The sequence below is a fragment of the Sulfurimonas sp. genome (genome assembly GCF_028713515.1).
In the GTDB taxonomy this organism is placed as follows: Bacteria; Campylobacterota; Campylobacteria; order Campylobacterales; family Sulfurimonadaceae; genus Sulfurimonas.
This window is the reverse complement of sequence record NZ_JAQTOD010000004.1, coordinates 190,557-216,861: the sequence shown is the minus strand read 5'-3', so window position 1 is coordinate 216,861 and position 26,305 is coordinate 190,557. Positions and strand designations below refer to the sequence as shown.

The 26,305-nt window shown below is 37.3% G+C and carries 13 protein-coding genes; 1 reads left to right on the top strand and 12 read right to left on the bottom strand.

Features of this window, described 5'->3' with window-relative positions:
- Positions 1-30: 30 nt before the first annotated feature.
- The 9 genes from PHV22_RS09585 to PHV22_RS09545 are packed head-to-tail and all read right to left on the bottom strand — an operon-like array spanning position 31 to position 23,973.
- Positions 31-1,815, bottom strand: a complete 1,785-nt coding sequence (locus tag PHV22_RS09585; protein WP_295020639.1) for a tetratricopeptide repeat protein — start codon at positions 1,813-1,815, stop codon at positions 31-33.
- Positions 1,812-2,060: a hypothetical protein gene (locus PHV22_RS09580; protein WP_295020637.1), complete on the bottom strand. Its 249-nt coding sequence runs from the start codon at positions 2,058-2,060 to the stop codon at positions 1,812-1,814. Before PHV22_RS09580 ends, PHV22_RS09585 begins: the two co-directional genes overlap by 4 nt.
- Before the next feature lie 20 nt (positions 2,061-2,080).
- Complete coding sequence (locus PHV22_RS09575) at positions 2,081-3,412, bottom strand: TolC family protein (protein ID WP_295020635.1); 1,332 nt, start codon at positions 3,410-3,412, stop codon at positions 2,081-2,083.
- Between the two features lie 10 nt (positions 3,413-3,422).
- Entirely contained in the window at positions 3,423-4,082 is a 660-nt protein-coding gene (locus PHV22_RS09570; protein WP_295020633.1) for a hypothetical protein, read from the bottom strand.
- A 44-nt stretch (positions 4,083-4,126) separates the two neighbouring features.
- Positions 4,127-5,668 (bottom strand): hypothetical protein, encoded by a 1,542-nt coding sequence (locus PHV22_RS09565; RefSeq protein ID WP_299947361.1) that lies wholly within the window; start codon positions 5,666-5,668, stop codon positions 4,127-4,129.
- Between the two features lie 51 nt (positions 5,669-5,719).
- The gene (locus PHV22_RS09560; RefSeq protein WP_299947359.1) at positions 5,720-6,676 is read right to left on the bottom strand and encodes a hypothetical protein; all 957 of its coding nucleotides are present in this window, start codon (positions 6,674-6,676) and stop codon (positions 5,720-5,722) included.
- 53 nt (positions 6,677-6,729) lie between these two features.
- A complete protein-coding gene (locus tag PHV22_RS09555; protein ID WP_299947357.1) occupies positions 6,730-7,998 on the bottom strand; it encodes an HlyD family type I secretion periplasmic adaptor subunit in 1,269 nt (422 codons plus the stop codon).
- Positions 7,995-10,115 carry an ATP-binding cassette domain-containing protein gene (locus PHV22_RS09550; RefSeq protein WP_299947355.1) on the bottom strand — a complete coding sequence of 707 codons (2,121 nt, stop codon included), beginning with the start codon at positions 10,113-10,115 and terminating at the stop codon, positions 7,995-7,997. Before PHV22_RS09550 ends, PHV22_RS09555 begins: the two co-directional genes overlap by 4 nt.
- Positions 10,116-10,122: 7 nt before the next feature.
- Positions 10,123-23,973 carry a calcium-binding protein gene (locus PHV22_RS09545; protein ID WP_299947353.1) on the bottom strand — a complete coding sequence of 4,617 codons (13,851 nt, stop codon included), beginning with the start codon at positions 23,971-23,973 and terminating at the stop codon, positions 10,123-10,125.
- 134 nt (positions 23,974-24,107) lie between these two features.
- Between PHV22_RS09545 and PHV22_RS09540 the strand changes: the two genes are divergently transcribed.
- Positions 24,108-24,653, top strand: a complete 546-nt coding sequence (locus tag PHV22_RS09540) for a hypothetical protein (RefSeq protein ID WP_295020623.1) — start codon at positions 24,108-24,110, stop codon at positions 24,651-24,653.
- 45 nt (positions 24,654-24,698) lie between these two features.
- Here the strand turns inward: PHV22_RS09540 and PHV22_RS09535 are convergent, their stop codons facing one another.
- Genes PHV22_RS09535 through PHV22_RS09525 form a run of 3 tightly spaced genes read right to left on the bottom strand, consistent with a single transcriptional unit; the run spans position 24,699 to position 26,299 of the window.
- Positions 24,699-25,130, bottom strand: a complete 432-nt coding sequence (locus tag PHV22_RS09535; protein WP_295020622.1) for a hypothetical protein — start codon at positions 25,128-25,130, stop codon at positions 24,699-24,701.
- A gap of 60 nt (positions 25,131-25,190) precedes the next feature.
- On the bottom strand, positions 25,191-25,436 hold the full coding sequence (locus tag PHV22_RS09530) for a thiamine biosynthesis protein ThiF (RefSeq protein WP_295020620.1): 246 nt from the start codon (positions 25,434-25,436) through the stop codon (positions 25,191-25,193).
- 8 nt (positions 25,437-25,444) lie between these two features.
- Positions 25,445-26,299 carry a hypothetical protein gene (locus tag PHV22_RS09525; protein ID WP_295020619.1) on the bottom strand — a complete coding sequence of 285 codons (855 nt, stop codon included), beginning with the start codon at positions 26,297-26,299 and terminating at the stop codon, positions 25,445-25,447.
- Positions 26,300-26,305: the final 6 nt, after the last annotated feature.

Below are 26,305 nucleotides of genomic sequence, written 5' to 3'. Positions count from 1 at the left end.
ATTTTGCTTGCTAGAGATTTGTTAAACTCTTTAAGAACATCTTTTCTTTAAAACTGCTTCAATTCTAGATATTAACTCACTCCAATCACCCTGTTTACTTTGGCGAAAAAGTTTTAAACTACCATACCAAGGAGTAGAGTCACCATCTTGCATCCATCTCCAATCAGCAGGCTTTGGAACAAGCACCCAAGCTTCTTTGTTCATGGCCCCACACAGATGGGCTACTGCTGTATCGGTTGTTATGATTAGATCAAGAGAGCTTATAGCCTCTGCTGTAGCCAAGAAATCTATTAGTTTTTCAGAGACATCCGTTATGCTATTTTTTAGTCCATGCAGAGCAATCTCTTTAGCGTCGTCACCAACTTGAAGTGAGTACCACACACTCCCTTTTACAGCAAAGAGTGGTTTATAGTATTCAAGCCCTATATACTTATTTTTAAAATCTTTATTTGTTCGACTACTGCTCCAAACCAATCCTATTTTTAGCTTTTTTTTATGATCTGTCTTGATAATATCTAGATTTTTTTTAACACTAATATATGGAAAAATACTAGGAATTGTCTCAAGCGTTGTTTTAAAATACACAGGAGATGACAATAGTGGAAAATGGTAATCATGCTCAGGAATTGCCTCTTCTTCGCTACAAACACTCTCTACATCTTGGATAGATTTAAACAGCCTAACCAGCTGTGGTCTAGTTCTTATAATAACTTTTGCTCCAAGCTCAACGAACTTTGACACATAACGAATAAACATCATGTTATCGCCAAAGCCCTGCTCATTTTGTAAAACTATTTTTTTATCTTTTAAGGATTCGCCCTTCCATATTGGTGTTTTATATTGATAAAGTTTGCCAATCAACTCATCCATCCTTAGGCGGTACTCATATCTCTTCCATCCTGATTCGTAACTGCCTTCCATAAGCTCAATTAACGAAAGGTCAAAATTTGCATTAGTGTGATTTGGACTTAAAGATAGTGCTTTTCGATAGAGAGTTTTTGCTTTTAAATACTCTTTAGCCTCTCTATAAACCGCACCTAGATTACTATAGGCATCAGCATAGGATGGGTTTAGCCTGATTGACTCTTCAAGATGCTTAACTGCTCCACCTAAGTTGTCCATATTTCTTAAAAGATTGCCAAGATTATTATGTGCTGCTGAATCATTTGGATTTATTTTTAGAACCCTCATATAAGACTCTTTTGCCTTATCGTGCTCTCCTAACTCCTTATATACTACACCTATATTATTGTAAGCACTACTGTTATTTGGATTAATTTTTATAGCTGTTTGATATGGAATCAACGCTTGCTTGTAAGACTTGACTACTGCAAAAAGATTACCGAGCATTAAGTGCGAATCATACTTATCTTTAAAAAGATTAACGCATGCTGCTCCTACCTCAAATGCCTCTTTATACTTTTTTTTCTCTTTATAAAACTCTACCAACAGTATGAAATGAGATATCTCTTTGGTTTTTAGAGAGATGGCCTTTAGAAGCACTTTTTCCGCTAAATCATCTCTATTTTGAGCCCTTTGTGTATTAAAAAGATTTGAATAAAAAATATGGTGATTGGGCTCTATAAGAATTCCCTCCTCAAAAACCATCTGCGCTTGCTTAAGCTCTTTTTTTCTCTTGTAGGCAACTCCAAGATTGTTATAAAACTCAAGAAGGGTATCCCTTTGCCATGTTTTTACACCACTTGACTGCGCGGCTTTCTTATAACATGCTATAGCTTCTTCATTCTGGAAATCTTTTAAAAAAAGATTTCCACTTGCTACTAAATGTATATAACTATCTATATTTTGACTCAATTATTTGCCTCATTTATAGTTTTTAGAGTATCAATTGAGCCATCTTTTCGTTTATAAATTTTCATTGGAGCTCTGTTTTTTTTATCTTTTTGGTATCTTTTTTCTAAGTCTTTATCGTAGCGGCTTTTATTTACACGAAATACATTCTCGCCAATTGATACTGGACTTTTTACAGTTCTATTGTCATCTGCAAAAACAGGTTCCATTACATAAATAGCTATAACTAAAAAAACTGTTTTAAGCATGTTAATTTCTCCTTTTAATATCAATATCCGAAATATTCCAGCAACTTGCCCTCTTTTGCTAGAAGATTAAAATAGTCAATAATTCTAGTTTTTTCACTTCTTAACTTCTCTAACTCTGCTGAGTTTAGCTGTCTTTGGGCTAGTAGAAGTGTTATTAGGTCTTGACTTGAGAGGCGAAATCTCTCCCAATAAGCATCAACCATCTTCTCACTTGCAACTATTTCGCCTGTCAGTGTTTCAAGTGTATCTGTATTTGTTTGAACAGAGTTAAATAATTTTTGGGAATCCCACTTTGTCTCTTTAGTTATATACTCAAGATTATAGATATTATCTGTGGTTTCACTCATTATGCGAGCTGTTTTTGCCTCTACTCTGCCACCTGTATATATATTATAGTTTATACTTAGTAACATTATCGTATCCGAATTAAAGCCATCGGTTGGAATATTTGAGATAGATTGGATATAGTCATCACGATATCTTCTTGTGTTTGATACCGATAAATCCACTGTCGGCCAAGCAGTAGCCTTATTTATATAAACATCTTTCTTTTTTCCCTCTATTTGCGCTTTAATAATATTGAGATCTACATTTTTAGATTTAATCTGCTCAAACACATTATCAAACTCTTCTAATTTTACATCAAAGCTAGTCTCAAATGGGTTAAGCTGCTCTATATTTTTGTTTATTGAAAATTCATAGTAGTTTTTTGCATTATTGTATGCCGATTCTGTATTTGTCATTGCTGTTTTAGCATTAAAGACACTTGAAGATATCGAATTTTCATCTCCTGCCGTTGCTGCACCCAATGCGCGTTTTGTTTTAACTATCTCATATATCTTTAAAAGTTTTTCATAATTTTTCTTATTTACATCCATAGATAATCGTCCATAAACAACACTCAAATAGGAGTCTATTACTTTACTTATCTCCTCTTGCATTGTGCCTTTTAATTTCTCTTGCTGCTCTTTTTTAACAATCTTGTTTTTATCCATCTGAGCTTTGCTTTTGCCACCCGAATATAGGTTGTATGAGACAGCAGCAGTTAAGTCAGTTTGAGCGTAATCTTGTATATCAAAACCACTATACTGAAGTCTTTTGGTATTGGAAGAGAGCGTAACTTGTGGTAAAAAATCAGCAAGGGCTTCTCTTATCATAAAATCTGCTTGAATAACTCTCTCTTTTGCCTGTTTCACACGATAGTTTAACTCTATTGACTCTCTTACCGCTTCTTTTAGTGTGGCATTACTTGAGATTAGTTTTTCTTCATCCAAAGACGCGCTTAGTGTCTGTGGATGAAGAAACCCGCACACCATAAGTAGTATTAAATTATTAACAATTTTTTTTATCACTTTTAACTTCTCACTTTGCATCTATTTTCAGATATCCGAACTCATAACTATAGGTATCTGCTTGTTTGTAATTTATTTTTATCTTATCTTTAAGAGATGGAATATTTTGTAGAGCATTTTTTAGACTTAGTATCCTGCCAAGTGAGACTTGTTTTGTTTGTGTGGAGCTAATAAGCTTGCTTGAATCTCCGACACTCAGATGAAAAATTGCACTTGGCCTTGTTTTTTGAATCTGCTCCATAAATGAAGATATCTGTAAAATAACATCTTTATTTAAGAAATATTCGTTATTTTTAAACACTACAATCATATCCTGCTCTTTAAATTCAGCAGATGCGAAAGTTTCAGATTTTCCACTAATAGTATTACCATCAGTTGCCTTAGTTGTGCTGTTTATATCTTTTTTTTCAGGAACAGTTACTGGCTTCTCTATCTCTTTTTGTTTATAGTCCTCTTTTTTTACTATATCTATACTTGACACAACCGCATTCTCTTTTTCCTCGGTTGTATTGATGTCACTAACTTGGTCTTTAGTGTTAAATTGCATGTAGTACCCAACATTAACAAAAAGAAGTAGCACAAAAAGCAGTAAAACCATAATAATTGAAGCGAACAAATCCACATATGAAATAAATGGATTCATGTCATCGCTTCCGCCACCTCCAGCCATCTAGTCTCCTGTCCTCATATGTTAGATTTAATACTCTCTCTGATTTATCTAAATAAAGAAGAGAAGAGACCTTTTTGTTTTATATTGCTATTGCCATTTTCAGATTTTATTGACTTTGATTCAATAATTGCAACATTTTTTTCTATATTTTTTAAACTTCTGTTATTTGCTTCAAAGTTTTGTGAAACTTCATCTATTTTTACACCAAGTGCATAAATCTCACTGTTTTGTTTCTCTTTAATTCTTATATACTCTTCGTTAAAATCTTGATTTTCTTCTATATATAACTTCATAGTTTTCTCAATCTCTGCTGTTTTAGCAGCTATCTCTCCAGCAAAATATATACTTCTACCAAATCCATCAGATTGCTCCTCTTTTATAGCCAAAGATGCACTAAGAAGCTCTTTGCTGACCTGTCTATCTGCAGTTAGGAGATCATTTGCTGCTCCCAACAAAGATAATGCTTTGGATTGGAAGTTTGTATCTTGCTCATAAAGTTCTTTTTGCAGTCTCGTAGTTGCATCTGCTGACTTGTTACTCTCTTGCGATAATAGCTTAAGCTCATGTGTAGCTTCTACCAATCTTGCAAACTCTGTAGAGTTTGTATTTGTTATCTCTCTTTGTGTGTCAAGTATTGAAGAGAGTAGTAGCTCTGACTGTAAAGAGCTTTTTGTCTGCAAATCTAGCATCTCTTTAAATACTGTTTTTTGCTCATTCATGGCAAGTTCAATATTTGATAACGATAAAGACATATTGCTAAAATTCTCATTTGTTTTAGAGATATTACTAATCTCTTTTGTGAGTGTGGATATCTGCTCCAAAAATAGATCCATAAAACTTTTACGATGTCCAGCCAGATCAGAGGACGAATCAACAGCCACGCCACCTTCCGCTGGAGCAATATCTATAATTCTATCTTTAAGCCACTCTTCAATCCCAACAATTAGTGTATCTTGGTATCTAAATAGTATATATCCGTTAAGTCCAAGTATAACTGCAGTTACAACACCAAATAGGGATGCACCAAAACCAATTGCCATTCCAGAGAGCGGCCCTGAAAACTGCTGCATAATCTCTTTTACATCAACATCGCCGTTAAGACTTAAAATAATTTGTCCCATTTTGTCAATAGACTCAACTAATCCAACAAAAGTTCCAAGCAGACCGATAAGCATAGAGGTATTGATAAAAAAGTTTATGTATGATTTTTGTTTAATAAACTTAGTTTCAAGCCAATCAATAATATCTCTTGATTCTTCTTGCGTAAAAAGCATCTTTTGCTGATTTTTTCTAGTCTCTAACATATATGCAATATTTGCCGGAAGGATAGCATTTATACTTCTGATATAAAACTCATATCCCGTTCGTTTATATGCAAGCGCCCCAAATGTTCCGCCCAACATCATAATGTCAAAACCGCTAACAAGCTGATATAGTGTTCCTACTGCTAAAAATCCAACGATTGCCGAGCTAAAAATAACAGTTGCCATAAAAAATGTCATTAAATGCTCAGCATTTGCAAAAATAACATAAAATATAAATAACCAAGTAATAAAATATGCTTTGTGTATTTTAATTCTTTTCATAATTTTAATATTGCCTTTTAATGATGTTTAAGTTTATTTGAATAGCCACTTTTAAATCATAAGCACTAGTAGCGCAACCACAAGTCCCATTGCCGCCGTTGTAATTCCAGTGCTAATACTTTTTGTCATATTTGGCAATCCATTTCGCTTAAGTATATTTTCGCTTATTAAAATCACCCCAACTTTTTTGTTTTCTACATCTAAAATAGGTCTCGCGAGTATAAAATTTTCATCAGTGAGAATATATTTATCTTTAATCAATTTATCAAAATCTAAATCTTGAATCTGCTCTAAAAAATCCTCATCAACTTTTTCTTGAACGCTTATTTCTGATTTACCAATCTTTTTATAGGCAAATTTTTGTACATTTTTCATATCAATAAAATCTTTATCCATAAGAACTTGAAATATTTTATCTCTAGCGTCATACTCTTCAACCAAAAAATCGATTGATTGTTTTGTCTCTAAAATCCCATTTTGTAGCGGGAAAAGAGCCTTCAGGAAAACTGCTCCATTTTGATACTCGATAGTGCTTATGAATTGATTGGTTTTAACTACTTGCTGAAATGCTTTAGAGCCATATAACTCTACGCTACCATTTATATCTTTAGCTGAAGAGCCTAAAGTTGCTCCACTTTTATTATAGAGAGTTATTTCTATCTTGTTTTTACCAATACTGTTAACTTCTGATGCTATTTTTTCTAGTTGCCCACTTACTCCAACACCACTATTCATAGTCGCCATAAAAGCTTGATTATCTAACAGTACTGTTCCTAAAATAGTTATTTTCTCTAAAGAAGCAGTTAGTCTTGAGTCTAGATTTTGAAAATAACTAGTATTTGTTGATTCGTATAGATTTTTAGCGGCTCTGTTTGTCATTGTATTGAGATATGTAAGTGTTCCAACTATACCAAGAAGTGCCGTAAGTGTTAGTATACTAAACCACAAGCCTTTATTTTTTTTCATTCTCTCTAAAAAAGCTTGAAACTTCAATATCATACTAAACATCTAGAATCCTTTATTTTTGTGCTGTCGTGTGATTGTAACAAAATCATTCTTTATTATGGTTCAAGCATAGAGTTTTGACCCATTCTTTTTATTGGGAAAAATATATAACTCAAAACTGTTCTTTTACCGGTGATAATATTCACACCAGCTTCCATACCCGGCATTATTGGAAGGTTTGCACCTAGATTGTCTTTAAATGCTTTTATTTTAACGCTATATAAAATTTCGCCTTTTTGATTTGTATAACTATCTGGACTAATTGAGATTAGTTTTCCCTCAATTCTGCCATATCTTGCATAATCATAAGCCGTAATATCTATACTTGCTTTTTGCCCAATCCAGATTCTACCTCTGTCTGATGCTTTTATGTTTGCATCAATCATAAATCCATCTTCAAGTGGCGTCACTTCTGCAATTTTCTCTCCAGGTTTTATAGCACCACCGATTGTGTAGTAGTAGAGCTTGTTAACGATTCCATTGACTGGAGAAGTTATGAGTAATCGGTTGGTTCTATCAACGCTCGCTTCGTTTTGCTCGGCAGTTTGTCTTAGTTTTAGTCTTGTCTCTTGTAGTTCATTAAGAGCTTTTGATTTTATCTCTGATTTGATTGCGCCAAGCTCAAACAGTCCCTCTTTTAACTTTCCTCTGGCTACTGGAATCTGGTTTTTAACTCCATTTAGCTGTGTGATGAGATTTTGTTTTTTACCCATTTCAGCCAAATACTCTTTCTTTGAGCCAGCACCTGACTTCATCAACTGCTCTGAAATGGAGCTGTTTTCACTCGCCACATCAAGCTCTGACTTTAAATCTCTTTGCTTCATCTCCAAATCTTGAATCTCATATTTTTTCTGTTCTACTTTTTGAGATACACCATTTAGTCGCTCAGAGTTGTTTTGTCTTTCACTAAAAAATATCTGCATCTCATTGTGAACTATTTGTGGATATTTTTTACTAAACTCATCGCTAAAAACGAGCTCTTTGTCATAAATCAGGCTTTCAAGCCTTTTTTGTTTTGCTTCTAGAGAGATTTTTTCTATATCTTTTTCATTTAAATCTGCCGTAAATGATGCTTGTTCAAGCTGATACATTGGTTGATTTATAGAGACTTTATCTCCCTCTTTAACCAAAATCTTTGAAACAATTCCGCCTTCCATGTGTTGCAATATCTTAGTTTGACCTGATGGAATAATTTTCCCATCTCCTCTAACAACTTCATCTATCTCAGAAAATGTTGCCCAAATCAAAGAGACTGTAAAAAAAAGCCCTATTGGTATAACTGTAATATAGTAATTCCATTTTTTCTCAAGCATCATTTTGCTCATGACTCGGCCTTCTTTTGGCTTGGTGTTTGAAGTTGTCTTAAGATGTCATCCCTCGCCCCATCCGCTACAATTTTGCCATTGTTGACGACCATAACTCTATCAACCAACTCTAATGCTGCAAATCTGTGGGTTATCAAAATTAGTGTTTTATCAGCAACAATAGGTTTAAGATGTTGAATCATCTCTTTTTCAAGCCCTACATCCATACCAGTAGTTGGTTCATCTAAAATTAAAATTGAAGGTTCGCTTATAAGTGAGCGAGCGAGTCCAACTAGATGGCGCTGTCCAACCGAAAGACGAGAACCGCCCTCACCCACTTGAAAATTCTCACCCTCGCCAGAGCGCTTAACAAGTGCTTCAAGTCCAGTCATGGCCAAGAGTTTAATGAGCATATCTTTTCCGATATTTTTGCCAATCTCAATGTTCTCTTTTAGTGTGCCATTAAACAAGAATGGCTCTTGTGGCATAATCCCAATATTGTCCCGTAGCTCAACTTGATGGATAGTGTTTATCTCATGTCCGTCTATAAAAATAGTTCCTAATTGTGGGGAGTCAAGCCCTGTTAAAAGTCGTAAAATTGTACTTTTCCCAGCGCCAGTTGGTCCAATAAAGCCAACCTTTTCTCCTGCTTTTATGTTAAATGTAGCGCCCTCCATTGATGGATGTTTTGAACCTGCATAAGTAAAAGATACACCATGAAACTCTATATCACCTCGAAGTCTTTTTATCCCTAAATCTATTGATTTTTGTGTCTCTAGTGGTAGATGCCAGAACTTATTTAGTGACTCTAGTGCCTCTTTAAACTCTTTGTATTTGCTTAGCAGTGTAGATATGTTTACAATAGGGACAATTCCTCGACCAACTAGAAGTCCAAGGGCAACAAGCGCACCTATTGTGAGGTTTTTCTCTTGTATCTGGTAAACTCCAACAACTAGTGTTAAAACCGTAGCTATCTGCATAACGACATACGAAATATTGGTCGCCATATTTGTGTGCATCTGAATTTTGAGGTTCATATAGTTGTAAAAATTAACAATCTGACGCCACTTAAATAATCTTCTAGCTGTTGCATTTGTAAGTTTTAGCGTCTCAATACCTTTTATGGTCTCAAAAAGGTAGTTATGTTTAACCTGTCCATCGTGAAAAAGTTTTCTACCTAGGGCAAAAATTGGGATTTGAAAAACAAGATTTACAATCACAATGATAAAACTACACAAAAAAGTTATAACAGCTACTTGTGGGGATATAAGATAGATAACAAAAATAGTTAAAAAAACAAAAGGTAAATCCAGTGCCAAAACTATGCTTTTTGACATAAAAAAGTCTCTAACTTGAGCAACTTCTTTAAAAAGATTTGCTTTTGAACCTGCAAGAAGATGGTCGTGTTGACTCTGAATCAAAAGCACTCTCTTTAGCATCTCCTCTTCCAGCACACTCCCAATCCGTCTTCCCATACTCTCTAGTATATATACGCGAACCATTTTAAAAATGGCGTCAAAAACAAAGATAATAATTATGCCAATTGTGAGCACAAACAGCGTCTCTGTAGCGAAATTTGGGATAACACGATTGTAAACATTCATGGCATATAAAGGGACAAGTAGGATAAAAATATTGATAAAAATAGTTAAAATCCCTATTTTTAAAATATCAGATTTTGCATCTAGTAGATGAGTCCAAAACCAATTCTTGCCCTTCTCTTCGTGCGTTAAAATATTTTTATGTTCAATATCTTTATAAAAATAGAGAAGTGTGTCAAACTCTGACACTAGCTCATCAAGAGACATTTTTATTTTTTCTTTACTAAATGAGTCAAGTATTTCAGCCACTCCATCAGTAAGCGATAGAAATATTTTTGCTTTTTTATCACCACCAGTGACAATACAAGGGAAGATATGAGAGTATATAATATCTGCGGATATAGGTGCTTCTTCAAAATTTAGTCCAAAATCTTTTGCGGCATATCTCAAATCTTCTATCTCTGTATGTGCCCTGCCGTGTGAGAGAATGTTGTTGATAGTTTTTAGTTCTACATCCCCATAGTAAAAATCAAGAATGTATTTAAAAGACAAAAGTAGCTCATCTTTTTGTTTGTTTATTGGTAGTGCTTTTTCCATTTAAATCCTAAACCGTTAATACATGCAGGGTAAATGTATCTGCTGTATTAACCACATCATAAGTAGCGGCGCTACTAGTTGTCCAAGAACCAGCTACTGCAAGATTTGTAGTATGTCCTATGTCCGTTGATAGATATACCTCTGTCAAGCTATTTAATGACGCTGTTGCTGCACTATTTATATTTAAATTGATTGAATTTGAATTTGTTGCAATAGAGTCTAATGCTGCAAAGTCAATTGTCATATTGCTACCAGCGCCCAAAGATAAAATATCAAGTGTTTCAATGTTGGATATATTGTTAAAAGTTGCAGCTGAAATGTTGTCTCCATTTAAAAGCCCACCCAAAGATATAGTATCTGCACCAGCTCCACCATCCATAGTTAAACTGCTAATATGTGAAAAGTCTAGCGTTAGATGGTCGTTACCACCGCCCATATTTACAGTTCCACCGGTTGTTGTACTAATTGTATCATCCCCAGAACCAAGAGTTACATTTTTGCCATTTGCATCACTAAGTGTCACGCTTCCTGAATATGATGATAAATTAATTGCTCCATTAAGAGCAGAATTTACACTTAAATTACCACTTCCTGTGATGCTTGTAAAACTTGCTACTTCTGTGGCATTAAGCGTTATTCCAGTTGTAGCACTAAGAGCTAATGTCTCTATCCCAGTGATAGTTTTACCACTCAAGTCAATGTTATTTGCCATCATGTTTATAATATCCGTTCCGCTACCGCCAGAGTCAGATATATTTGTAGCGCCTGAGAGATTGTAGATATCACCTCCATTTGCACCATTAGAAGTTGCATCGTTATTATCTAGACTGAACACATCACTGTTTGCAGAGCCTACTAAAGTTTGCGTTAGTCCCGTAGTTCCGTCATTTATCGTCAATATACCGCCAATATTTATATTTGCTAAGTTGGAAGAGGCATCATCAGCGTTTACAGTTAGGTTTCCTGCGCCACTTACAGCTATTATTCCTAGTATTGAATCAGCCACACTCATTGTTCCACCAGAGATACTTAGCGTATCAACATTTGCTAGATTACCTGTATATGTAGCCGTTGTGCCAGCCCATATTGCATTGATGGTAGTCGTTGTAATATTAGTAAAGTCGGCTGCTAATGTATTTTGCAAATTAGTGACAGTAACTACACCTGCTCCACCTACTATTTTGGCACTTAGCACCGAAGCATCGGCTGTTAGAGTTACACCGCCGTTGACCGTCACTATCGAGTTTTGAAAATTACCACTAAATGTTGAATTTGCCGTGAATTGAATCAGTTCTGTGCCACCTAGTGAAAGGGTGTTGAAATTTTGACTTGAATTTGTATCTACAAGAACGGTAATATTTCCAGCTCCACTAACAGGAACACTCCCTAATATATTGTCAGTTACTGTCATAGTGCCACCAGAAATACTTAAGGCATCTACATTTGTTAGATTTCCGGTATAGGTTGCAGTAGCGTTCCAATCGACATTTAGGGTTATTGTCGGATTGACTAATGCAAAATTTGCCGCTAAGGTTGCATCCAAATTGATAACATTTAATATTCCTGTTCCGTTGACGGTTTTTCCAGAAACATCTGAAGCTTTAATAGTTAATGTCGCACCAGCTGCTACAAAAAAACTCTCAATTCCACTAAGCGTTGTAGCACTTAAATCAACTACATTAGCTGTAATATAGAGCTGATCTGTTCCTCCACCTGTATTTATAGAGGTGTATGCAGAGTTGATTTTAACTGTTTCTCCAGTTGTATTGTTTGTTGTTAATGTTGTGCCGGTGTAGTTTGTTAAATCTATAACTTCCATACCGCTGATTTTTGTAAAGTCTATAGCGCTATTTCCTTTGACAATCAGAGTATCTGTTCCACCACCATCAGCGATTGCATCTCCTACATTTGTGCCAAATTTTGCAGAGTCAATCGTAATGGTTTCTGCTCCGGTATTGCCATTTATTTTGAGTACACCACCGTTATCTTTAGTAAAACCAGCAACGCTAACATCCAAAACTCCTCCTGCCGAAAGAGTAAGATTGGCTGTAGCACCGCTATTTAAACTTACATGTGATAAATCAGTAGCATTTATGGCGGTTGAAGTTAGCGTTCCGTTGATATTGACTGTTTTACCAGATATAGTTGCGGAGTTTGTGCTACTCAATGTTGCGCCACTGCTAATTGTAACAACTGGAGCTGTTCCGCCAAAAGTACTACTGATAGCGCTTGCTCCTGAGGTAATATTTAGCTCTTCGGTATTGGTAATTTTTGATGCATCAATTGCCACGCCACCACTAATATTTAGCGTATCATTTCCTGCTCCACCAGTGAGCGTGATATTTGTAATTGTGCTATTATTTATAACATTTGTACCACCAGCAGACAAATCTACACCCTTAAATCCAGTGCCACCATTATTTGCTTCTGCGCCAAGAGTAGCTGTTGAACCTGCGCCTAGTTTTAAAATTTCAACTCCAGTAACATTGGTTAGTTGTACATCGATAATCGTTGCGCCGGCATCTATAATCTGTAAAACATCGGCAGTTCCGCTAGAGTCAGTAACGATATCAGCACTTGTTAGATTTGTACTTATAATCTGGTAGGTATCATTGCCAGAGCCACCAAGAAGCGTGTCAGCTTGTGTACCAGCTACAATAGTGTCATTTCCAGTTCCGCCGGTAATACTGTTTGATACACCGCTTGCACCCTTTAGAGTAATACCAGCAGAACTTGTAGATGCATTAATAACTACTTTGTCAACATTAGTATAATTTTTTGAAGTATCCATATCAAGGCTGGTTGTAACCCCTGTTGCTATGAGTGTGTTGATTGCACTTGCCGAGCCGATAAAATCAGTATAGAGAGCTGCTTGAGCTTTTGAAATAGTAAGCGTTTGTGCTGTTGCACCTTGATAAAATTTGAGACCCTCAACTCCTGTAACAGCTATGCCAGAGAGGTCAAAATTAAGTGCAGCATCCATAAAGATAACATCCGTACCACCACCGGTATCATTAATTGTATCTGCTGATATATCTGCAACTGCCGTAAAACGATATGTATCATCATCAGCACCACCATCAAGATAGTCTGATCCTGCTCCACCTGTTAGTGTATCATTTCCTGCTCCACCAAATATAGTGTCGTTTTTAGCAGTTCCAGTGATTGTATCATCTCCTGCACCACCATTTAGCGTAATGGTTCCCGTGTAACTTGTTACATTTGCATTGAAATTTAATATATCATTACCGCCACTGCCATTTACTTGCAGTACCCCAGCTCCACTATAGGTCAATCCACTATAAGTACTTCCCGTAACAGCATTGTTAACAATCATAATCCCATTATTAGCAACACTTGCTGTATCACCAGTAATTGCGCTTGCATCAAGAGTAACTGTTTTGGCAGCTGCAATATTTAGAGCAGTTACACCGGTCAAATCTCCTGTGAAAGTTGTGTTTGCGTTAATATTAATTGTCTCAATCGCCGTTATACTTGAGGCATTTTGACCATTTAGGACACTGTTTATATTTAAAATATCTCCAGCTGATGTACCACCTAGATAAATACCGCCAACCACATTTTCAGCATTGATTGTCACCGCTGTTGTCATGGCTGAAGCGTTTATTGAGATTGCAGTCGCATTACTTGAAGCATCAATTGTTGTTAGCCCCATTGCAGTCGCATTTAGCCCAAGAGTAATAGAGTTAGTATAAGCGTTCAAATCAAGAGTAGAGATACCGATAAATCCAGCAAGATTGGCGTCAACAATGGCACTAGCTCCAGTAATTTTTAAAATATCATTACCGCCAGAACCAATTAGTTTTGCATTCGCTGTACCATCAACCAAGGCGGCCGAGGCGTAAACAAATGTATCAATACCCGCCCCACCCATGATGCTTACATTGCTGAGATTAACTTCATTTGTAGCTCCAATATTGAAACTATTAGTACCGTTAGCCAGCCTGATTTGATCAATAAGAGAGAGACCACTAAATCTAGTGTCATCTGCGACAGTTCCGGCATCTAAAAACTGAACAATATCCGTAGTGCTAGCACCGCCACCAACGATTTTATCAGCACTTGTTAGATTTGAAAGAGAGTAGTTATAGGTGTTTGTTCCTCCGCTTGTGCTAGCGTATAGCGTAGCCAATCCGCCGCCAACACTACTTACATCAACAGCTACGCTGTTTATACCGTTTGCAAGCTGTATGTTTTGTATATTGGATATGGAACTTAACATCAAGTCAGTTAGTGTTCCAGCAGTAGTAAAGGCTATCTTATTGGTTCCTGCTCCACCATTTATAATATCATGGTTATCAAAATTTGCCATAGCGTAGTTAAAAGTGTCATTAAGTGAACCACCCAAGAGTGTCACATCATTTAATTTTGTTGTATCTAAACTAATAGTATTGGCAACATCAGCAAACTGCACATACTCCACATTGGATACATTTGAAAATTTTGTGGTATCACTAATTGTGCCACCATCTCGAAAAACTATTGTGTCGTTGCCACTATTTCCGTTAATAATGTCGCCACTTGTCAATTCTGAAATAAAGGTATAAAGGGTGTCATCGCCACTTCCCATATCTATATTATCACTCCCTGCATTAACCACCGAAGAGATAGCAGCTATCGAGCTGAAGTAGATAGCATCATTACCAACGCCCGCAGAAATCAAGTTTGAGTTTATATTTCCAACAATTGTGTCATTTCCATCACTTCCAACAACACTATTAAAACCATAGATAGTATCTGTTACTAATGGTGTTCCAACTAACTGGGCTAGTGATGATCCAGCAGTTGCGTTAATGTCCACATAAACAGCTTTTCCGGCTACAAGTTCACTATAGTTGATGACATCACTTCCATTAAATGCAGTAGCATTATCACCACCATAGAGAGTATCTCCATCTAATATCCCATAAAGTGTATCATTTCCTGCATTACCATAAAGAGTGTCTGAAGAACTATCAGCACTGCCATTATTATATGCAGTGCCTCCACCTCTAATAATATCGTTTCCATTACCACCATAAATTATGTCAATCCCAGCTCCACCTGCGATGATATCATTATCGGAACCACCATCAATATAGTCATTGCCGCCACCACCAAACAGAGAGTCATCACCAACATAACCTAAAATGGTATTACCAGAACTATTGCCTGCGATTGTGTCTGAATTTAAACTAGAGTTTGCACTATTTGAGCCCATAATATTTTCAAAATTACTGATAGTATCATTTTCTGTAGTCCAGTTTGAGCCATTCCAAACCTGAACAGTTGTAGCAACTCCTCCATCAGCAAGAGTAACATTAATTTTATTTTCCAACTGATAACTTACAGTATCCCCTACGGCACTATTGGATCCACCATCTAAAATATCATTGCCGCCATACCCCTCTATAGTGTCATCTCCAGCACCGCCGTTTATAGTATTGACACTTGAATTACCATAGAAATTATCGTTGTAAGCTGATCCTGTGATGTTATTTACTCCAACAATAACATCACTACCTCTAGATGCAGAGATAACCTGAGAAGTTGTAGTGCTTAGGTTAGTGGAAGCGCCTTCGTTTATCCCATCAATAAAATAATCAAGCCAACTAGCAGTAGCTCCCGTTCCTGTGATTGTGTCGTTTCCTGCTCCACCTGCAAAAGTATTAGTTCCGCTAGAATCAGTTAAGATATCATTGCCGCCGCCGCCTATAATAGTATCGTTACCCAATCCACCATTAAGATAATTGGCACCATTATCGCCAGTGATTGTATCATTGCCACTACCACCAATAAAATTTTCTATTCTAACAACAGTATCATTATCGCCACCCACAACATTGACTGTTGCAACAATAGCTCCATTTAATGTAACATTGATAGCATTGGCAACCGCTGTATAATCAGCCGTATCGGTTCCTTGTCCACCATCAATCACATCACCGCCATCACTGCCACTAATTGCCACTATAGTGTCATCACAAGCTACAGCATAACTTCCGCCATCATCTCCAAAAATAGTGTCATTGCCGAGTCCACCGTAAATAGTATCGTTACCCTCTCCGCCATAAATTGTGTTTCCACCATCAGATATAATAGGAGCGGCAATATCTCCATATAGTTTATCAGCTCCTGCGCCACCGTAGATGATATCAATACCACCACTACCATAAACCGTATCATTTCCATTATTAGCCGAGATAACATTAGCCAATGCATTTCCGGTAATAACATCGTTGTATCCACTGCCTGATACATTTTCAAGCGCTTCTGTAAAATTAACAGCTCCGGCACCGCCTGTTGCTTGATTTGACGATAGCGTACCTAGGTTTACTGTAACGGCTGAGCCTGCATAGTAAAAAGAGATAATATCTGTACCGGCACCACCTATTATCGTATTGGTTGCAGTGGAATCAGAAAGTTCAAAAGTGTCATTGCCGTCGTTTCCATATAGGATATTGATTCCACTTTGACCGTTTAAGTAGTCATCACCACTACCGCCATAGAGGATATCGTTACCGTTACCACCCCACAAGCTATCATTTCCGAGTCCACTATATATCGTATCATTTCCGTCTTGTCCATATAAAGAATCATTTCCAGTCTCAACTCCATCGACAGATGCGCCACTGTTATCATCTCCATAAATTATATCGTTCCCTAAACCAGCCAAGATAGTGTCATTTAATGCTCTGCCAATAAGTGTATTTGCATTGACATCACCCGTGATAGTATCGTTAAAATTGGAGCCTGATACATTTTCTATCTCATAGATAACATTTGTACCAAAGTCCGTACCACTGGCATTATTGGTTGCAAGATTAGCGATAACACCTGCGGTAGTAGCGCTGATAAAATCAACAGTATCCCCGATAGTTTCAGATGTTGTTCCTCCATAAATCGTGTCATTCCCTGCGCTCATTGTAAACCAGTCATCACCACCATTTCCACGAAGATCATCAGCACCTACATTTCCAGCAATAGTATCGGCAAAGCTAGAGCCTAAAACCTTGGAAAATCCGCTAAGCGTGTCGGCTCCAGATGAAGTACCGGTTGCGGTTCCTGCGGTTAGGTTAATTGTAATTCCTGCCGTATCTGCCGAGTAATCAACTGTATCCCATCCAGAGAGTGTGCCAATAACATCTCCACCAACAAGGGTATCATCTCCCTCATTACCAGCTACAGTATCATCACCGGCTCCACCATAGATAACATCATCTCCAAGCCCGCCAGAGAGTATGTCATTGCCTCCCCAACCATATAAAGAGTTGTTGTTTGCATTACCACTAATAGTATCGCCATAGCCTGAGCTTCCATAGATTATCTCAACACTATTAGTAATAATATCTGTCCCCTCTACACCACTTAAAAGACCAGTGGTTAGGTCGGTGATATCGTTTGGATTAGCTGAAACCGAAGCGATAACAACTTTAGCAGTAGCAGCTCGATAATCAGCTATATCAATTCCACCACTACCATTAAGAGTATCATTACCTAAACCACCAACAAGAGTATCGGCACCAGCAGCTCCATAAAGCGTATCATCTCCGATACCGCCAAGAAGGAGGTCTCCAGCATCTCCAGCATATAGTGTATCATTACCTGATCCACCATCAATGCTATTTTTTCCATCACTAGCGCCATTGGAGTTAGTTGCATTGTCTCCGTACAAAAGATCATTGCCGTCATTGCCAGAAATCGTATCAGCTCCTAGATTTCCGTATATAATATTTGAGAGTCCATCACCATAAAGAGTATCTCCCGTTGCAAAATTACCACCATTAATATTTTCAACATTTTGTATAGTCTCAATATTGCCATAGCCATCATCTATAATCTTAAGAGTTGATAAGTTTATGTTGATAGATGCTGTTGTAATGGCACTAAAATCTACACTGTCGATGCCACTGCCACCATCAATATAATCAACTCCTGCTGAGGTAAAAATAGTGTCTGTTCCAGCACCGCCCCTTAAAGTATTGGCGCTACTATCTCCATATAGAGTGTCATCTCCTGCTCCACCAGTAACATTCTCTATCTCAAAGAATATGCTTGCATTTGTGTTTACAGTTGCACCTGTTGTGGATTGAGCGCTCATATCTATAACAAGATTTGTCGCAGAGGTTATGTCAGAAAAATCAAGGGTATCACTGGTTCCCACAACATTTCCGGCTCCATTATCACCGTAAATTGTATCGCCGTCGATGTTGCCGTAGATTAAATCATTACCAACCCCACCATATACTGTATCAATGCCGCCGCCGCCTCGAATGGTGTCATTTCCCGCTTCACCGTAGAGCTTTTCAGCCAGAGCACCACCGTTGATGATATCATTACCGCTTCCAACATAGATTGTTGCTAACACTCCAGCATCGGCACCGCTGATAACATCAGCACCAGCTCCACTACGCAATATTTCAATCGCAGCAGTATCGACAATATCAGAGCCATCACCATTGATAATGCCACTGTTTAGTAGAGCTGCGATAGCAATATTGTTAGTTACATAATCGAGAATGTCAACTCCTGCACCACCAAATATTGTATCGTTGCCTGCATCACCACGCATGATGTCGCCACTATCACCAGCATAGATAGTGTCATTCCCTGCTCCACCGGCTATAGTGTTTGAACCATCAAAAGTTGTATGCGTGTTTCCAATATTGTCACCATATAAGAGATCAGCTCCGCTGCCACCACTAATCTTATCAACACCAAGATTTCCATAGATACTCATATCCGCTGTACCCGCGGTTAGTATATCATCGCCACTACCAGAATCAAAAATTTCAATACCGTTTAGGATATCTGTACCTATGGTAGCACTACTATCAACAACTGTTGTACCTGCTGTTAGAGTAATGTTGGCAGCTACAGCTTTATAATCAATAGTATCAATGCCACTATCACCATAATAAAAGTCAGAAGCGCCATCTATGCTCCCTACAATCAAATCATTATCAACGCCACCATAAATCACATCGCTTCCAGCGCCACCATCTAGTGTGTCATTACCTTCATTTCCGTATAGTTTATTATTTAACGCATCACCAGCAATGCTGTCATTACCCTTAGAGCCTTTGATATCCTCAATATTTCGTATCACCTCATCATGAAGGCCCGTTGCTCCAACTATAACATTTGTATATGTAGCACCGTTTAGTGAGACATTTATCGATTCAGAAATAGCGCCATAATCAAGGACATCAATACCAGCACCACCATCAAGAGTGTATGAAGCTGTATCAAAAACTGTATTTATAGTAAAAGTATCTGAACCAGATCCAGTTTGTAATTTTTCAATATTTGAGAAGTAATCTTTTGCTGTAGAACTTCCAGTTTGCGCTATCGACTGTGCTCCCATATCTACAGTTAAAGCTATGACCGAGGAGCTATAATCAGCCGTATCGGCATTTGCTTGACCATCAAGCAGATCTCCATCTAAGTTACCAGTCAAGAGGTCATTACCTGCGCCACCTTGAAGAGTGTTTATAGTACCAGTTTTACCAATTAGTGTATCATCCGCGCTACCAGCCGTAGCATTTTGAATATTAACAAGTGTGTCATAAACCAGAGGTGTAGCGGTGTAGTTTGCTTTTGCACTATTTAAATTAACAGAAATACTAGAGCCCTCACTTGAGTAATCAGCTCTATTTATCCCAGTTCCACCATCAACATAATCTCCATCAAGATTAGCATAAATTGTGTCGTTTCCGCCTCCAGCACTAAGTGTATTTACGACACCTATCTTACCGCGCAGAGTGTCATCTAGAGCTGAACCAATAATATTTTCTATCCCATAAAGAGTGTCAGTTCCCTCTGTTGCTGCATTTCCAACAACAGTTCCAGTTGCTAAATTAGCATCAATACCAAAAAGGGCACCACTATAATTTGCTGTATCGTTTCCACTATCGCTAATAGTACTTGTGCCGCCAATAAAAGTGTCATCTCCTGCACCGCCAACAAAAGTGTCATCTCCTGCACCACCTATCAAGATATTATCAGCACTATTTCCTGTAAGCTTATCATTTCCGCTACCAGTAGTAAGATTTTGCAGATTGGCTAGCGTATCTGAGTTGGTAATCGAAGGTATTGTTCCTGTAATAAAAATATTTTTTGAAGACAAAGAGAGATCTGCTGTTAGATTTTGAGTCCGCGCGGAGTAATCAGCTAGATTGATACCACTAGCGCCATCTAGCACATCACCATCTATATTTCCAGTTAAAGTATCGTTACCATCGCCACCGTAGAGGGTGTTAGAAGCGCCACTTCCACCAATCATAGTGTCGTTACCTGTCGTTCCATATATCTCTTCGATACTATAAAGCGCATCAGTAGAGAGTGTTACTGCGCCAGCTCTTAAATAGACAGAGTTTGTTGAGAGGTCTGCAAAAATATTGTCAACTCCAGCTAAAGCAACAGAATAATCAACTCGATCGCTATTAGCATCACTCATTATTCCAAAATTACTTCCATAGTAGATATCACTTCCTAAACTAGCAAAAAAAGTATCATTCCCACCGCTTCCTATTAGTGTGTCTGAAGCAGTTGATCCACTCATCTGGTCATTAAACAGTGAGCCCTTAACAATCTCTATAGAAATAAGTGTATCTGTTGAACCAAAACCATCACTAGCTAGACCTGTTGCTAGATTAACAATAACTGAATTTGATGCTGAGTAATCAGCCATATCTTGTCCGGTACCACCATCTAGGGTGTCGGCACCGCTTCCACCAATCAGAGTATCATTACCGCTTCCACCAAGAAGAGTATCGTTTCCACCCATACCATTTAGTGTGTCATTTTGATCTCTACCATCTAGTATATTGTCATTGCTATCGCCGATAAGTGTATCTTGGTTAAGAGAGGCATATATATTTTCAATACTAACAAGCTCATCACTACCGCTAGAGCTTCCGAGTGTAACATTTATACCACTAAGAGCAGAGATATAATCCACACTATCACTACCGCTACCACCATCGAACTTATCACCATCTCCAAAAGCAAAAAAAGTATCATTTCCGCCATTACCAAGAAATGTATTTGATACTCCAGCAGTACCTGTCATGGTATCGGCGAAATTAGAACCTATAATATTTTCTATTGAGATAAGCTTATCAGTATCGGTCACTAAGACAATACCACTACCAGACAGAGCCGTACTTAAATCAATAACAACGCCACTTGAATAACTGTAATCAGCCCAATCACTACCCAGTTTTCCATCCAGAGTATCATTACCGCCCAAACCACTTAGCGTATCCCCACCACTGCTTCCAATGATTGTATTTACCAATGAATTACCAACTAGAGTATCTCCAAGCATCGACATAGAGCCTATGATGTTTTCAATATTAAACAGCTGATCAGTTCCCTCACCAATAGCTGAATTAATGTTTAAATTTACATACACTTTACCAAGCGAGGAGCTATAATCAACCGTATCAAATCCGCTACCACCATTAAGATAGTCATCACCAGCACCACCCATAAGTGTGTCATTTCCGCCATATACTGTTGCCAAAGTAGCATCTGTATCGATATTTCGAATATACTCCACACTCTGGTCTGCTAAAACTTCTACTTCAGTATTGCTAAGCAGTGGTGCTGAATCACCATAGATTACATCATTTTCACTACCGCCATTTAGCAGGTCGCTTCCGGCATAGATGGTACCTATAACAACAGAATCTATCATCACATCACCAACGATAGTATCTGCTCCTGCACCGCCACTAATTGTGTCATCGTTTGGTGTTACAGCTACTGCCGTATGGTCATATCCACCAATCAAGAGATTGTTTAAGTTGTCTCCAGTAATTGTGTCGCCAAATTGTGAACCTGCAACATTTTCTACATTTTTAATAATTGTAGTGGCGGCAGTACCACCAACATTTCCAATGGTTCCATTTGCGGAGTTGTTTAAAGTTACAATAACTCCATTAGAGTTATCTGAAAAATCGACACTATCCGTATTGTCACCACCATCAATCATATAGTCATTTGTGCTACCAATCAACCAATCGTTTCCAGCACCGCCATCAAGCCAATCTACTCCACCTCTGCCATCTAGCGTATCATTACCCTCTCCACCTTGGAGTTTGTTATTTAGACCATCTCCACGCAAGGTATCATCAAATTTTGAGCCAATTACATACTCAATATTTGACAAAGAATCAGTAATATCAAGAGTTAATTCTCCAGTAGTTGTGTCAACAGTTGTGTCATAAACTGTTTTTCCAACTCCTGAACCTAACTGTAGGTCAACAACAACTCCCTTGGAATCATTCACATAAGGAAGCCCAGTCAGAGGGTCATTAACGCCTCCATTGGCAAACAAAAAATCATCACTATATTTAGTAACAAAATCATAGCTAACAGTATCTGCCGTCCCTAATCCACCATCTAAAATATTGTTTCCAGCACCACCACTTAGAGTGTCATTTCCTTTATTTCCATCAAGTGTATCATTGCCAATATTTCCATAAATGGTATCAACCGACAACCCACCAGTAACGGTAGAATCTTGCTTTCCTGTATAGATAATATTACCATTTGGCTTATCATCAAGAACAAAACCAGCAGAGTATTGTCCTGTATAGTTATAGTCAGATTCACTTTCAACATCTTTTACAATTACGCCTACATCTTTATATGAAATCAGCGTATCTAAATCTGGGGTAACAATATTTGTTTGCTGTATCGGTGGGACATTGCTGATGTTAAATTCAGATGTGAGAGTGGTTTTCATAAGATAATCTTGACCTAGCACCAAATCCGATGATTGTGTTAAATATTTGACATAAAATTCAATCACTTCACCACCATCTGTTTTAGATGAAGTAAAACCACTTGTTGTGCCTGTTGCTAAAGAGAGACTCCAATTTCCAGAGGCTCCACTAGCTGATGTGCCATCCGAATTTAAGATTGTAAATGCTCCAGAGAGTCCAGCAATATCAATGGTAGTGATTCCAAATCCAACAGGCTGAGAGACATTAATTCTAACCAATTTTGTTAAAAAATCATCACCAACATAAGTAGGATTATCAGCAGTAATTACCTGCTTATGGCTGTCACTTCTATAATCAAGTGTCTCAGACTGAAACTGAGCAGCGGATGTTTTGCTGACATTTCCAAGTGCACTTCCAGTTCCACCTAGAATTTTAAGTGAAGGGGCTATGCTTGTTGCATCTTCTTGTACTTTAACCTGATAAAACCCAAGATCAAAAGAGAGTGCAGCGGAGACATCAGCTATGTTATCTTTTGATTTACTTTGAGTCTCTGTAAAATCATTTTTTTTGTTGAAGCTGGATGTATTATTTTGAGAGCTTGTAAAATCAGTTGGCGCCTCCAGATATTTACCAGATTTTTCTTTTGGTCCAATCTCATCTTGAGGCTTAATATTTGGCTGAGGATCAACATAATAAGCATTATAATCCTTAATAACCTCATCATTTGATTTAGTTTTTAATTCTTCACTTTGAGTTACATCCTCACTCTTTATGAAAATTTCTCCAGATGTAAGAATGGAATCCTTTGGAGCTTCTACAATATTCTCTACTCTATTTAAAATCTGTGCAACATCAAAAGTGCTACCATCCGGCAACTTTACAGTTGGTGGATTTTCTTCAAATGCCATCATTCCAAGAGCAATAAAAGTGATTTTTCCACCGTTTGGCATAGTTGCAACAACATCCGTGCCAACAATCTGATATTTAGCACTAGAGAGGTTTATACCACTATGAAGCTCATCCCCAGAGCGAAGATAAATATTGACATTTTCACCAGCTTTTGGCATATCTTTTAAAGATATATTACTCTTACCGTAGCTAATTTGTGGTTGATTTGCCATCTTAAAACCTTTTTTCCACTAAAATCTAAAAATTATAGTGCTATATTTTAGCAGATAAAAACTTTATAAACTAAAAAAGTGTAATATACGAACGCAGATGCTATTTAAGTAGCCAAGCTGCACAAGGTAAAATCATGAAATTTAAAAAAATTATCTTTCTTTTAGTTGCTGTTATGGCATTCACAAACAGCGCAAATGCTGAGGAAGCAACTTTGTCAAATATACAGTTTGGCTACTCTTCAAATGTTACTGATTCCCTATACACAACAGACTCTAGAAACTCTGGGCTCTATCTTGATTGGGACATTATGAAAACAACTAGTTCAGGCTTTGGCTATGGCGCTGGTATTGACGCCAACTCATGGAGAGCAGAAGATGCAACTGGGGTTTTTACCTCTGGTTACTCAATGTACACAGTTGGCGCATCAGCTAAAGTTGGATACACCTTTGAGAGTAAGTTTAACATACCACTTAAACTCAAACTTGGTGCTGGATATGGTCTTTTATACAGAGGCTCTTACCATGGAGCAGGAGAGCAGTATGAGCTCGGTGGAGAATATACTTTTTTTGAAAATATTGGGCTTGGCATAAAATACAAACACGCAACAGCTGATATAAAAAATATAGGTATTGACACAGACTCAGCAATAGTTTACTTCTACTTTGGAACAGGAGAGTAAGAGATACTTTATCTCTTCTGCGCCTAACTTAGAGATAAAAAAAGTTTATTTTTTAGTATTTTCCTTGCTCTTCTTTTTCTCTTCTTTTTTCTTAAATAGATGATATTTTTCTTCTTCAAGTAGCGTCTCAACATACGATGGCTCAGCTTTTTTAACACTCTTCCAAATTCCAGATGGAAGTCTTACTTTGAGTCTATTTTTCTCTCTTAGTTTTATAATCTTTTTAGCTGTTAAAATCTTTGTAGTTGGAGTAAAATCAACATCAGTAAGATCAATATCTTTTTTATAAAAAAGTGTCTGCTTTTTAAAATTTCCCCATCCTGGAATTCCATCCTCCGTATATGGAACCTCATATCCATTTTTAAAATTTACCATTATTTTATAGTGACTATCTTCAAAAATACTAGAAATCACACCCTGTCCAAAAACTAAACCATAAACACTGTCTTCAACTTTAGCACTGTCAAAATATGCCATTACTACTCCTTAAAAATAAAAAAATTATACTATCAACAGATTACTAAAGAATTACAAATCCTAAACAATACTCATGATTGAGAGATTAAATTTTATAGATTTATCCTCGCACTCAATAGTTATTAAACACCCTTTTTTACTTATACTTTCTGCATTATTTACATCATCAAGAAGTATCATAATCTCTTTGGTTTGTGGGTCATAAACCTTTAGCTTACTCTCCTCTACCGTAAAGATTCTTCCACCTCCACAGCCATCCCCAACAACTCCCTCACATGTGAGTTTTTCATCAAATTTATGCTCCATCATATCTCCTACCATTTTAGATTTGGACGAAGAAGCAACTGATGATTGTTTATTCCCTCGTCCTTAAGTTCTCCGTTATATTTATTTTGACCATTATAAAGATAACCAACACCCAATCCAAAACTCATTTTATGGGTGCCTATTGGCCATTTTTTCTCCACCATAAGTTCTGCTTCTGTAAGCTCATATGTTTTTGCATTTAGCGCAATCATAGCAGAAAAAGCGCTGTTATATAAAAGAGACCAAGCACTTTTTTTATAGTCGATACTAGTTCTTCTTGCGGCTATAAAAACAGTATTTGCAAAGTTGTTGTTCTCATGGAACCTTCCGCCAACTCTAAAACTCCAATCAAGATCTCTATCCTCTTTTTCCCTTGTTCCTTTTAACTTAAACTCTATATTTGACCAATTATCTCTATAGGCGACATTGTCTTTGATAGAGTAATCTCCAACAGTAATAAGATAGCCGGCATAAGCTCGATTTTTACCGAGTCTCTCTCCATCTTGCTTGCTAAATATCATCATTCTTCCAAGGAAAATAGAAAAGGAGTATGGCTCTTCAAATCCCGCAGTAACCGCTCTTATCAAGTTTATATTATAAATATTCATCCTATCATATTCAACTTCATTATTGTGTCTGATATAGAGTCCAGCAAGAGACATCGGATGAATTGAAGCTTCTAGTAAAAACACATTTGGCGAGAGTGAGTTATAGAAAAGTTCTTTATAGATATCACTCTCTTCATAGTTTTTTCCATCGGTTATTTCTCTGCCGCTATCCAAGTCTATAAACGCTGAAACATTTGAGTAGTAAGCGTCTACTTCATAGTCGTACTCAATCTTTTCTTGCGCAAAAATTGCCACTTGAAA